Origin of the sequence: Mesorhizobium sp. M1252, from assembly GCF_040318265.1 — a bacterium.
Taxonomy (GTDB): domain Bacteria; phylum Pseudomonadota; class Alphaproteobacteria; order Rhizobiales; family Rhizobiaceae; genus Mesorhizobium.
Genome location: NZ_JAMYLX010000023.1, coordinates 1 through 12,058 on the forward strand (window position 1 = coordinate 1; position 12,058 = coordinate 12,058).

General features: G+C 57.5%; 6 protein-coding genes and 6 pseudogenes. 6 read left to right on the forward strand and 6 right to left on the reverse strand.

Annotated elements, in window-relative coordinates; translation table 11 throughout:
• Positions 1–486 precede the first annotated feature (486 nt).
• A pseudogene (locus tag NKH22_RS28740) lies at positions 487–1,651 on the reverse strand (amino acid kinase family protein).
• Positions 1,652–2,264: 613 nt separating this feature from the next.
• Between NKH22_RS28740 and NKH22_RS28745 the strand changes: the two are divergent.
• Both NKH22_RS28745 and NKH22_RS28750 read left to right on the forward strand, forming a co-directional pair.
• The gene (locus tag NKH22_RS28745) at positions 2,265–2,969 is read left to right on the forward strand and encodes a hypothetical protein (protein ID WP_352911973.1); all 705 of its coding nucleotides are present in this window, start codon (positions 2,265–2,267) and stop codon (positions 2,967–2,969) included.
• A gap of 135 nt (positions 2,970–3,104) precedes the next feature.
• A complete protein-coding gene (locus tag NKH22_RS28750) occupies positions 3,105–4,394 on the forward strand; it encodes an ATP-grasp domain-containing protein (protein WP_352911975.1) in 1,290 nt (429 codons plus the stop codon).
• Positions 4,395–5,103: 709 nt separating this feature from the next.
• Here the strand turns inward: NKH22_RS28750 and NKH22_RS28755 are convergent.
• Positions 5,104–5,794: pseudogene (locus tag NKH22_RS28755) on the reverse strand (IS3 family transposase); the annotation flags it as partial.
• 111 nt (positions 5,795–5,905) lie between these two features.
• On the opposite strand from NKH22_RS28755, the gene NKH22_RS28760 reads away from it, so the two are divergent.
• The gene (locus tag NKH22_RS28760) at positions 5,906–6,121 is read left to right on the forward strand and encodes a hypothetical protein (protein WP_352911977.1); all 216 of its coding nucleotides are present in this window, start codon (positions 5,906–5,908) and stop codon (positions 6,119–6,121) included.
• A 363-nt stretch (positions 6,122–6,484) separates the two neighbouring features.
• Positions 6,485–6,976: a hypothetical protein gene (locus NKH22_RS28765; RefSeq protein ID WP_352911980.1), complete on the forward strand. Its 492-nt coding sequence runs from the start codon at positions 6,485–6,487 to the stop codon at positions 6,974–6,976.
• Between the two features lie 623 nt (positions 6,977–7,599).
• Here NKH22_RS28765 and NKH22_RS28770 read toward each other — a convergent pair.
• Both NKH22_RS28770 and NKH22_RS28775 read right to left on the reverse strand, forming a co-directional pair.
• Positions 7,600–8,637, reverse strand: a pseudogene (locus NKH22_RS28770) (IS110 family RNA-guided transposase).
• 106 nt (positions 8,638–8,743) lie between these two features.
• Positions 8,744–8,941, reverse strand: a pseudogene (locus NKH22_RS28775) (IS66 family transposase); the annotation flags it as partial.
• Between NKH22_RS28775 and NKH22_RS28780 the strand changes: the two are divergent.
• Positions 8,934–9,113: pseudogene (locus tag NKH22_RS28780) on the forward strand (IS1595 family transposase); the annotation flags it as partial. The pseudogenes NKH22_RS28775 and NKH22_RS28780 sit on opposite strands and share 8 nt — an antisense overlap.
• 6 nt (positions 9,114–9,119) lie before the next feature.
• On the opposite strand, the pseudogene NKH22_RS28785 reads toward NKH22_RS28780, so the two are convergent.
• Positions 9,120–10,148 (reverse strand): annotated as a pseudogene (locus NKH22_RS28785) (DUF4158 domain-containing protein); the annotation flags it as partial.
• Between the two features lie 24 nt (positions 10,149–10,172).
• On the opposite strand from NKH22_RS28785, the gene NKH22_RS28790 reads away from it, so the two are divergent.
• On the forward strand, positions 10,173–10,415 hold the full coding sequence (locus tag NKH22_RS28790) for an Lrp/AsnC ligand binding domain-containing protein (RefSeq protein WP_502908611.1): 243 nt from the start codon (positions 10,173–10,175) through the stop codon (positions 10,413–10,415).
• A 70-nt stretch (positions 10,416–10,485) separates the two neighbouring features.
• Here NKH22_RS28790 and NKH22_RS28795 read toward each other — a convergent pair whose 3' ends face one another.
• A complete protein-coding gene (locus NKH22_RS28795) occupies positions 10,486–11,826 on the reverse strand; it encodes an LLM class flavin-dependent oxidoreductase (protein WP_352911985.1) in 1,341 nt (446 codons plus the stop codon).
• Between the last annotated feature and the right edge of the window lie 232 nt (positions 11,827–12,058).

Here is a 12,058-nt window from a genome sequence, read left to right on the forward strand (position 1 = left end):
AGAAGCGAGTGACCCCCGGCGCGACATGGTCCGGAAAAATATCAGGAGGAGCTTGACCTCAACGACCCCAATCAGAGAAGCCTGCTAGACCGTGGCTGTTTGCCCGTTCTATTCATGAGTAGCGTGGTTCGAGCGCCGCTGCTGTTCAGTGAGGGCAGCGGATGCTCGAGGGGGTTTCGCTGACACGCGCACCGAGCTTAGGAGGGGGAGCGAGAGCGGGGCCTCGGTCGAGAGGCGTATCGGGCGTCACCGTTCAGGAAGGCCGACGATCTTGTTTCTCTTGTCGATGAAGACGCCTGAGCGCCGCCTTGCCCGCGCAAGAAGATCATCCGCACGTTGGTCAAGAGATCGTCTCGATCTGGTGTGCGACACACTGGCCTTCCCTCGATCTCGTCCGCGTATTATTTGAGCGGCTACGAACCATTGCCGGGGACTCTCGGCGTGCACCTCTGCGATCTACAGTTACTTCCCAGTGCGAGGCGGCTACTACGCATTTCCCGGTGCATTATTTCTGCGGATGAGCAGTGAACTATAAGCCGAGCGATGTTTAACCATTCTCGACCCAAACGGTTCGCCAACCGCTCCTGGATATATTCGTTCGTGGATCTGACGAGCCAGAGAAATGGCGCGCTCGTAATCGCGTTCAAGTGGACGCGTAACAATGCAGAATCAAGCTCTGTCACTGCGGTTGTTGATTCAATGGACACCGGCTGAGTGCGCGTCAGCGCGATAAGCCGCAGCGCAAAATCAACGTCGCACATAATGCATACGCTGGCCGCGCGATTGTCTTCCACACAGATCGCGCTTATGTCGTGCCGCTCAAGGAACGTGCGGAGGTCGTCCCGTTCCGCAAGGCTGGCGCACGATAACACAGCTGCGTCGCGAGCGACTGTCACGGAATGGGCGTTCCCATGGCCTGAAACAATTGTGCCTGTGACAACTCCGTCACTGGTGAGCGATTTGCAAACAATGGTGACAGCGTGCTTTTCGGCATAGCCCACCGCCCTGTAATGCAGTACCCTGGCCCCATGTCGTGACATCTGTCCGATTGTCCCATAGGCAATCTCCGGAATCAGTTGTGCCCCCGAGACAAGATAAGGGTCTGGCCGTATAGACGCCAGGAACATCCGAGAAAATTTGGCAAGCGGGCTCTCCCAACATGGACGCAATTACGATGGCCGTCAGGTCAGAACTATTTCTACCGAGAAACGTTAACCTGCCGGACTGATCAATTGCCTGTCCGCCCGCAGCAATGACAACGTCATGCCCAGGCAGTGCTGCCATTATTGGATTAGGATATCTGCGCTTTCTACTGACGCTCGACCGAAGTCTGAATTCGTACGCAATCCAAGGGAGTAGCCGTTCAAAGACATTACGGCAATTCCTACCGGCTGACGGCGGCCTCCAACAGGCAGGCACTGAGCATCTCTCCGGTTGTAAGTGCAGCATCGAGGCTCGATGGGGATGCTTGGTCGTTGACGTTGAGCATGACCGCTTTTAGGTCGTCGGTCGTTCCAGACATCGCGCTGACCACTGCAACGATTTTGTTTTCGCCTGCCGCTACTCGGTCAGCTATGTGCCCAGCAACTCGACTATAGCCCTCAGGATGCAGAAAAGAAGATCCCCCGAATTGGAGCACGGTCACATTCATGTCCTGCCAATCAGGTTGTTGACGATTGCAAGGTGTCCGATGAGAAGCGCGTTAACCGCACTGTCAATGATAGATTGCCAGCAAAGTAGCTGATGCAAGAGCAAAGGCAACGACGCCGCAACATAAAGCACGTAGTCCACAGCGATCTAAAGATTACTATCTCCTTTTTTATTCTAATATGAAGCGCCCAAACTTTCCGCTTACCGTGATTCCACAAGAGATACGAAGGTCGGTCTTGGCGTCTCCTATCGGTTTCAAATCCTAGCGGACCCGTCTTATTTTTAAGCTGCCTATCGCTGTCACGTCGGCGTAGGGCTGTGACTGGACCGCAGCCACGAGCTCGTCAAAAGTGTGCATGCGCCGAAATTAATGACATCAAATCCGCAGAGTCTATGCTCACACGATGGGATTGTTCGCAACCACATGAGCATCACTCTCGGCGCCGCAGGACTTAGAGTTTTCCGGCGATGACCGCCTGCAAACTATGCGGGGACGGAATCCCAAAAAACTATCAGGATCGGTAGGTGGGTACTGTTGGGTGTGCTCGCTGCGTGCGAACTCTGAAGCCCCTTGTCACCCCGATCGGTTGATCTTGTACGAGCAGTCAAACCACATGCAGTACGGTTGGCACTTGGCGACACTGTCGCAGAACGAATCGGCGCCCATCTCCCCATGCACCAGCGCCGCAGCGTCCCGCGACTTCATGATGCCAATGAGCGCCCGCAACCGCGCTCTGCTCCTGCTACTTTCGCGTCTCGGCCTGCGCATGGGCGACATTCCGGGCATGCGGGTGGACGACATCGGCTGGAGCAAGGGAACCCTGCGGTCTGGCAAAGGACGCCGCGAGATGCAGCCTCCACTGCGCCAGGAATTTGGTGACGCGTCGTCAACCCTTGCAATGCGCGTCGTCGGTCCGCCGCATGTGAGCAGACTCCCTGCGGCTTTGCACCGTTCGGCCTTCGCCAAGCGCGAGTTCTCAGGCATCGTCAACCTTGCTTGCGGGAACAGGTATCGGCAATGCCCGTTCCCGGGGCGCCAAGCCGCTCACGGAGACCATGGGAAGAGCTGCCGTCATCAGATGCTGGCCTGCCGCCCCAGCAATAAGGGTGAATGTAGCACCGCCCGTATCCGTTCGAGATGCGTTTTCGAGGCGCCGGTCGGCTATCAGGCGCAGGTCGACTTCGCCCGCTTCGTCACAGACCTCACCGAGGAGCCGGGCCTGCTTTGTCGGATGGTCGTTGTGGTCGAACAAAGGGATATCCGCTCCGGCCATGAGCTTTTTCTCCCGATCAACGTTGCAACAGATCCTTCAGATTAATTTACAGAACCTTTGCGATCCCAAATCGCTGACAATGGTAGGCTCGCCATAAAGTCTGAGCCTAGGCAGGGAGAGAAATCAAAATGCCTGTTTCCACTCGGACCGCCGACAGCACGAAACGGAAGGTCGACGCCGATGGCAAGAAGAGCGCTCATCCTGGTTGAAGGGCATAGGGGTAATGGTCTGCGATATGTCCAAGCGGCCCAGCGGCTTGGTCTTCATCCAATTACGCTGTCGGCTGATCCAGCCCAGTACGACTATCTCGCGGCGGAAGGAATTGAGGCAATACGCGTCGATACAGACAATGTCGTTGCGCTGATCCGCGAGTGTTCCCGGCTAAGTGCGACCTATGACATTGCTGGCATTACTGGCTTTTCGGGCCGCGATGAATCGCTTTGTGTAATAGTTGGCAAGCTCTGCCAGCATTTCGATTTACCCGGACCTAACCCCGCATCCATTGAACGATGCTGCGACAAATCCACTCAACGTCAGCTTCTGGCGCAGGCCGGCGTTCCAATACCTGCTTACCGATTGGCAACGGATGCGACAGAGGTTAAAAGCTCTGCCGAGGAGATCGGACTGCCGGTGATTCTTAAGCCAGTCCTGGGCAGCGGTAGCACCGGTGTCAGATTATGCTGCAATATCAAAGAGTTAACTGACCATACCACCCATCTTCTGGGCGGGAGCCACCTAGGGCGGCCTCCGCCAAGGATACTTGTCGAAGAATTCGTACAAGGGCTACAGTATGGCGCCGATACAATGGGAAACGCGGTCATTGCCGTCGGTACCGCGGAGTTCGATTGCCCACCGCATTTCGTCATTCGTGAGAGCATCTTTCCGGCCCCGCTGACTGATGACGAGTATCGGCGTATCGCCGATGTTTCGCTGAGCTGTTTGCGCGCCCTCGGTCTTGGCTGGGGCCCAACGAATATCGAATTCCGGTGGACGAAGCGTGGCCCAGTCGTCATTGAGGTGAATCCGCGTCTTCCGGGTTGGATCACCCCTCAGCTGGTTCAGCTGGCTTACGGCGTCGATCTCGTTACCGAGCACGTCAGGCTTGCCATCGGTGAGGAATCGGAGTTGCGCCCAAGGCATTCGCAGACTGCGGCCGCACGGTTCCTCGTCCCTGATCGCGATGGCATCCTCGATTGGATCGATGGCGACACTCGGGCGGCTGCTGTATCAGGTGTCGCCGAGGTCAAGTTGTATGTTCAACCCAAAATGCCGATCGTCAGGAAAGGCGATGACCGAGACACAATCGGGCATGTCATCGCCGCTTCACCCAGTTCTGCTCGGACGGGAACAATACTTCAGCGTGCCGTCGATCTAATCGCTTGGTCGATCAGTCCATTTCCAGCCCTAGGCGAAGGGGAACAAATCTGCAGCCCGTTGCCCCCCCCCACCAGTCCAGGCGGTGCCAAATAGAAGGTGATCGTCGCCGAACATTGGTGCAATTAAGAGCACAAGAGACACGCAGGTTGACGATGACACTCACCTTCATTTCTGGCCCTCTATGCTATCAAGGATAATAGGCGCGTTACTCGCGAACGGCGATCGTTACAGCCTGACGATGAACATGCAAGGCGTGGCCAATGCCGCCGAGAAAGGCCGTCCGCCCGCTTCGGCAGACGGACCATCATAGCATCCCATAACAGACTACGGTCCTCGTCCATATGCTGGACGTCACGTATTGGTGCGGCTGCCGGTCGCAGTCTTTTCCCTTGCTTTCCGCAAGTCGATGCCGATGCCATGGTCTGGCTGCATTCTCCCCATGGCTCCCACGGACAGCCTACGTATTCGTCCGTGTTTGGATGACGCTTGCGTACATCTCAGGCGTCATCATCAGCATTTCGCCTGTTAAGCCGTGTAGGCGAAGGCGACATTGCAGCCCTCAGATGCGGGTTAACCGGTTCGTGTTCCTCAACCTTCCAATACTTCAGCCTCGGGAACCATCTTGGCGTAACGACTTCGCCTCAATCCCCTTTACCTGCGGGCTACGTCACCCTGCCAGTTGACGGCAGGTCACCGCCGCTTGGGCTCATGCCCCCTTACAGCAGAGGGCAGGCAATTCTCCGCATCCTCCTTTCTCTTTTGCATTCCAGTCATATGCCTCCCCCAAGGGGCGAGGCGCACTGTAGGTGAAGTCGGCGATCCATTTCTGGTTCGGCGCCGATGCCTCGAAGGCGCGGTCGAGGAGGTTGTCCGACACTGCGGCTAGCTGCCCGGTATCCTTCGGCAGTCCACGGCGCCGAGGCCGGGCCCGCAGCCCGTTCTCCCGCATCAGACGTTCGATACGATGCAGGCCGCAGGAAAGCCCCTCGGCCAGCACGTCGTGCCACACGCGACGCGCTCCATAGGTGCGGTCGCTGCTCTTGAAACTTCGGTCGATCCGGGACACGAGGATCTCGTCATGCCGGGAGCGAGCGCTGGGGCTGCGGTTGAGCCAGGCATGAAAGCCTGAGCGGGACACATCCAGCGCGTCGCATAGCCATGCCACCGGCCAGATGCTCCGGTGCCTCGCGATGAAAGCGAACCTCATGTCACTTCCCTCGCGAAGTAGGCTGCGGCCTTTTTAGGATGTCGCGCTCCGCCTTCAGCTTCGCCACTTCCTTGCGCAGCCGGTCAAATCTCCAACTGCTCTGATTTCATTTGCCATGGCCGGGAAACGCATGCTGCGGATCGGTCGACAGCTCGCGCACCCATTTGCGCAACACATTCTCGTGGAGACCGAGATCGCGGGCGGCTTGGGCCACCGCAACACCCCGATCCTTGATCAATCTCACCGCCTCAAGCTTGAACTCGCGGCTGAACTTCCTTCTTTGCATTCCCACTCTCCAGTTCCGTAACACCTTATCTCGGTGTCCACGAAACCGGCAGCAGGCCAGATATCCGGAGCCTGACGGTAATCTCTCCCGACGAGAATCGTGGAGATCGCCATGGGACGCCACCGCCACCACTTTCAGACCAGAATGCCGGATCGTCAGTTCGAGCTGTTCGAGATGGAGCCGCCGACCAGGCTTGCCCTGGCGCCGGACTGGAGCGCGCTGCCGAAGGAGACGCGGCACAAACTGACCGGCCTGATGGCTCGCCTGTTCACCGATCACGCCGGCGGTCAAGCCGACGTTCCTCGGGAGAACGCCGATGAACTCTGAGAAGATCGCGCCCAGCATCTGGCGCGCAAGGCGGTTCTCTATGTCCGGCAATCCTCCGCGCACCAGGTTTTGCACAATCGCGAGAGCCGGGCGCTGCAGTACGCGATGCGCGGCCGCCTCACTCAACTCGGCGTTGCGGCCGGAAGCTGACCGTTCAATACACCGGCCTGAAGAGCAATATTCCACGCTACGCTTGTATCCGCGGGCGGATGGATTACGGAGAGCCGAGTTGCATCGCTTTCGGCGGCCTGCGGGTCGACGACGCCATTGAAGATGCTTTTCTCGCAGTGGTGCGGCCCGGTGAAGGCGGCGGTCGAGGCGGAGGCGCAAGCCGCTCATTGACGCGATCAGGCGCGCGACGCCATGCTTCGCGATCTGGAAGCGGCGCGCTACGCAGCGGATCGGGCCTTCCGTCAATACGACGCCGCCGATCCCGAGAACCGTCTGGTTGCAGGAGAACTGGAGACGCGCTGGAACCAGGCGCTTGTACGCGTGGCAGAGATCGAGACGCGCATCGCTGATCATGACGCGGCGACGGCGCAGTCCCTCGATCCGGAGCCCTTGTCCTTCGCCATTCTCGCGCAGGACCTTAAGACCGTCTGGTCCGCGCCGGAGACCGACGTCCGACTGAAGAAGCGCATCGTGCGAACCGTCATCCGCGAGGCGCTGGCCGATCTCGATGACGAGACCGCCGAGATCGTCCTGACGATCCACTGGATGGGCGGCGCTCATACTGAGTTGCAGCTTCCCCGGCGGTCGCGCCACGAACGCTTCGCATCTCGTTGGAAACGGGAGAGATCGAAGCCATGCGACCCTTGGCCGACGGACCCTGGATCTTCAAGCGGGAAGTCCTGACAGGCGAGACCGCAAAGACCATCGTTGTTGAAAGGAAGAGGTTTTGCTGGGTCGTGTCTGATACCGCAGGGTGTTTCGGGTTGTGACGTGCGCGCAGGACGCGGCGGCATGGGCAACGCAACAGCACGTCCTCGGATATCGTCACTGCGGTCAGACAGCTCTCCGTCATCATCACGGACGACGTCATTGCCGGCGTTCTCAATCGCAACGGTCTCAGGACCGGGAACGGCAATCGCTGGACACGGGAGCGGGTGACGTCGCTCAGATCGAGCTATAAAATCCCGGTCTATCGACCTGCAGAGGACAGTTGCGAGCCGTGGCTCAATCTTCGCAATGCCGCCGCCCTTGTCGGTGCATCCATATGTGGACGGCTCCCGCTTGCAAGTCATTTCTGCAGGTATTTTGGATCGGATCGCTTGCTTCCATATGTACGGCCCTTTGCGGTCGCACATGACCACTGGCCAAGATGGTTTCCGCGACGCGAGTTCCTAAACAAGATGACGACCTTAAATGGCCATTGGATGCAACGGAGTTTCACGCGTCTTGGATCGATCGATCGCACCATCTGCCTTTCTCTTGCAAGTTCACAGCATCAGCGCAACTCGGTAGCATTCATTCTCTGCTCACCGTGATGGCCAATCTCTTATGCCGCAAAGCCTGTGGCCTGCGGGGTGTCTTGGGGTCTTTCGGTACGCTTCTCCGCTGACCATCAGCTTCCAGGCGATCCGAGCGATTTTGTTGGCCGCGCCACCGCAACCAGCTTCGGCTTCTTGCGGTGGAGGAGCTCAATGAGGGAGACGTGCTTACTTCGACTTATCCGAACCTGCTTGAGAAGAGCAGTGGCACCCACCAGGAGCACGCTTCGCAACATTTCGTCGCCAGCACGGGTGATCACACCAAGCCTGACTTTTCCGGCAGTCGAATGATCTCTGGGCGTCAGACCGATCCAGGCGGCAAAATCACGCCCGGATTTAAACATGCTCGGGTCCGGGGTCTTCATCATCAGAAGCGATGCACCTATCGGGGCCCACACCGGGAATCTCAGCCAGGCGTTTGCTGCATTCATCAGCACGATGCAAGGCCATTAGTTTTTCGTCGACGGTTTTGATCTCGGCAAGTAGTTCGCGATATTCCTCACCATGTATGGCGAATAGATCCCGGGCCAGTTCCGGCAGAGACTGATCGGTGGCGATCCGCTCCAACAACAGTTGGATCCTGCACATGCCCTTGGCGGCAACCACACCGAATTCCATCGCAAACCCGCGGATAGCATTGGAAAATTTGGTGCGATTGCGGATCAACCTTTCCCTCACTCCGACCAGCATTAAGGCTGCTTGCTGGTCAGCGGTCTTCACCGGCACGAAGCGCATGGTCGGTCGGCTCATCGCCTCGCACAATGCTTCAGCATCTGCCGCATCGTTCTTGCCGCGCTTGACCTAGGACTTTGCCAGTTGCGGCGCGATCAACTTTACCTGATGGCCCAACGCGCTCAGCAATCTCGCCCAATGATGCGAACCGCCGCACGCCTCAAGCCCAATAGTAGTTGGCGGCGTTTTCTCGAAGAACTTTACCATTTCACTGCGTGAGAGCTTCTTGCGAAGCACCGGCTGCTCGCTCGCATTCGCACCATGCAATTGGAAAACGCTCTTTGACGTGTCCATACCAATTCGGAACCAATTCGGATAATCTGTTCCACGGACGGTCTCCCTTGATTGAGAACTTCAACGAATTCATTCTGGCACATTCGATGCCGTTGGGAGCCGTCCACACCAACAATATGAGTTGCCCCTCCAGCGTGAGCCAAGCGGAATAGCCATCACTCATCACTCATCACTATGTCGCTGTAATCGCCGAGGAAGGTCTGCGGGTGTCTCTGGCCACGGCCTGGCGGATAATCGAGCAGCACGATCGGCTCGTCGGCTCGTCACTATCCTCGCCGCTCCGGTAAGCCCACATATTGCTTGATGGCACGGTGTAGATTGACCCATTTCCAAATCGTGGCCGCCCAAAAAAGCCCCCACTTCCGCCGCCCTGAAGAGGCCGAAAAGGTCAGCCGAATACGCAGAAAACGTCTGTCATGGCGATGGTGCTGCGCCCGAACGACGACACGTCGGGCGCTCCGGCGGGCGATGCGCGATTTTGCCAGATGGGCGACCGGAATGCGAACGGGTAACACGCGACGTGCGTCCGCATCGAGCATTTTCAAGATTGCGACGGCGGCAAGCAGCGGATCGTGGCGCCGCCGCGAGTGGAAGGTGAACTTCTAGAGAAAGGCGCCGGCATATTTACGGAGGTCGCATGTTGTTTGGCCGCCGTCATCAGCACCGACAAAACGTTGCCTTCCACCACGGCTTTGAGGCCGGGATTGATCTGCAGCAGACGATGCCAGCCGACTTGCCGATCCAGCGTCGTCACGGATCTACGTCCGTATCGGTGGCCGTCTGCACAGCGACGATCGTGTCGAGGAACAGCCGCAATGCTTTGATCGTTTCCAGGCGAGCGCTCATATGACCCTGTTTTTGCTTTTGTTGGCCTGGGAGAACAGCCGGCGCCCATCAGCTTGATGAACATCATCACCACATCATCAGTGAGTTTCTGGCGAGCTTGATGATCTGCGCGACGATCGTCGCACGCCGGCGACTGGCATTGAAGTCGTTGGTCAGCCAGGCTGGTATGGCATCACCCTCCCGGACCATCTGATTCCATCGTCCCGAAGCGATCCTGGCCTGCAAGCGCGGGTCGATTCCCGAGCGTGCGTAGGAATACAATGCGCTCGGCCAATCCGACCCGGTTCAACGCACCCGGAGCGTCCGGAGCCGACCGCAGCCAGTGAAAGCGTGTCTGGCCGATCGCCCGATCGACCTCCAACCATCCAGAATTTGCAACTTTTCCGTATCAAGGTCCGAGATCAGTGCGCTCTCGGCACGGCAGCGGGCGATCGAACGTGCTGCCAAGCCCATACTTTCTATCATGTTCGCTACCGGCAGCAGAACGCGGCGCTCTCGGAACGTGACGATGATGGAATTCGCGATCGCCACATCCTCGTCCGGCTTCGCGGCTGTTTCGATCGCTGTCACAAGAGCATCACGTCGATCCTGGGACATTGCGCTTCTCAGTTCCAGATAGCGGAGCAAATGCCAATATGATCGCGCCGCGTTTCCTCACGGCTGGCGCCCTCCAGGCGCGATGGTCAATTATGTCGCCGAGCAGAGTGGCGCAGACCCCAGGCTATTTGACCTATACGGAGGCTGCGATCCAAGAGATTCCGGAAATCCTGGACTGCTGGGGGCGGATCGACTATCTGATGCGCGTTTCATCTCCTTCTACGGCTGCGTATCGGGATTTCATGGAGTGTATCGATCAATACTACAGCCTTGTCGTGACGAAACCACTAAAATCCAATTCGTCGATACCCCTTGGCCGCATTAAAATAAGATAACGGTAGACTCCAAGATTGCCGAAGCGCCATGACACAGGGACGGTCATCGATCAAGTTTGCGACAGAGCCCTTACAACTGCTGCATGAACCGATTGGCTGGCCGCTTTAGACCGACGTTCTCTCTTAGGGTTTGTCCGGAGTATTTGGATCTGAATTTCCCTCTTCGGCGCAATTCGGGAACGACGAGCTCAACAAAATCCTTGAGTCCGCCTGGAACGGTCGCCGGCAAGACGTTGAATCCGTCAGCCGCACGCTGATCAAACACATCGATCATGGTATTGGCGATGTCGTTCGGCGTTCCAACAACCATCAGATGGCCAAGGCTGTCCGAAATCAAGCGGACTAGTTGTCTCCAAGTGAATTTCTGGCGCGCGGCCAGGTCGAGGAGCAGTTTCTGACGGCTCTGAATGAAATTTGTCCGCGGCAAAGTCTCGGGGACCAATGCGTCAAGATCTATTGAACGCAGGTCGATGACAGACCCCAGCCAAAGATGGGCCTTCCCAATTAGAACGTCGATGTGCGTATGCGATTGTAGTTTTTGAAGCTTCTCAGACGCTTCTTGCTTGGTCCTCCCAACGATCGGGACAATGCCCGGCATGACTAGCACCTGATCGTCCTCCCGTCCAAGTGCGCGCGCTTTCTCTTTGAGGGTTGCGTAGTACCGTTTACCGTTCTCTAAAGACGGTTCGGCGGTGAACACCACCTCGCCCACTTCTGCAGCGAACGCAACTCCGGCATCGGATGCGCCAGCCTGAACCAACACGGGGTAGCCTTGCGGCGGCCTCGCGATGTTCAATGGGCCTCTGACCGAAAAATGTTCCCCTCGGTGGTTAAGCAAGTGCAGCTTCGTAGTGTCAGCGTAAATACCGCTTTGCTTGTCACGAATGAACGCGTCGTCCTGCCACGTGTCCCAAAGACCTTTGACAACTTCTACGAATTCCCTCGCTCGAGCGTAGCGCATGTCATGATCTGCGAGTTCCTTATCACCAAAATTTTGAGCTTCAAAATTACTTGCCGAGGTGACAATGTTCCAGGCCGCGCGTCCCCGCGATAAGTGGTCAAGTGATGCGAGCATGCGTGCAAGGTGATAGGGTTGGTAGTACGTCGTCGTCGCTGTCGCAACAAGGCCGATGTCCTGTGTTCTCGATGAAAGCGCCGACAACAGCGTAATTGGCTCGAACCCATCGTTGCCACTTACGCGAGCTACGGCTGCGTGATCATCTATTACGCCTTGGTGATCAGCGAGAAATACGAAGTGAAACGCGGCGCCTTCGGCAAGTGCTGCCGGATGAGCATATTGGTCGATATCAACTCCGTCACTTGTTGGCGCGCTCGGATCGCGCCATGCACCTCTGTGATATCCCTCCCATGTGAGATACAGTCCGAGCGTCATTTCATCATTGCGTCGCATGCCGCACCTCCGTTCAATTTGGCGCCCCTTCTTACCTAAAAACCGACAACAACGAACCTACCAAGCGGGATAGTTGTATTCTGGGTGTAGAGCTTCGATGAGCTGTTTCCGCGCTGCGGGTTTCGGGAACGGGAAGGCGAAAAAGGCAGGGAGTGCAGGTGATCTAAGCTGCCTCCGAGCCGCGGATGTGGTGGTGGGGTCCGAGCGAACTGTTACGCATTTGCCTCCTCGA

Coding starts and splice junctions, on each gene's coding strand:
- NKH22_RS28745 (WP_352911973.1), top strand. CDS start 2,265: ATGCAGTACGGTTGGCACTTGGCGACACTGTCGCAGAACGAATCGGCG.
- NKH22_RS28750 (WP_352911975.1), top strand. CDS start 3,105: ATGGCAAGAAGAGCGCTCATCCTGGTTGAAGGGCATAGGGGTAATGGT.
- NKH22_RS28760 (WP_352911977.1), top strand. CDS start 5,906: ATGGGACGCCACCGCCACCACTTTCAGACCAGAATGCCGGATCGTCAG.
- NKH22_RS28765 (WP_352911980.1), top strand. CDS start 6,485: ATGCTTCGCGATCTGGAAGCGGCGCGCTACGCAGCGGATCGGGCCTTC.
- NKH22_RS28790 (WP_502908611.1), top strand. CDS start 10,173: ATGTCGCCGAGCAGAGTGGCGCAGACCCCAGGCTATTTGACCTATACG.
- NKH22_RS28795 (WP_352911985.1), bottom strand. CDS start 11,826: ATGCGACGCAATGATGAAATGACGCTCGGACTGTATCTCACATGGGAG.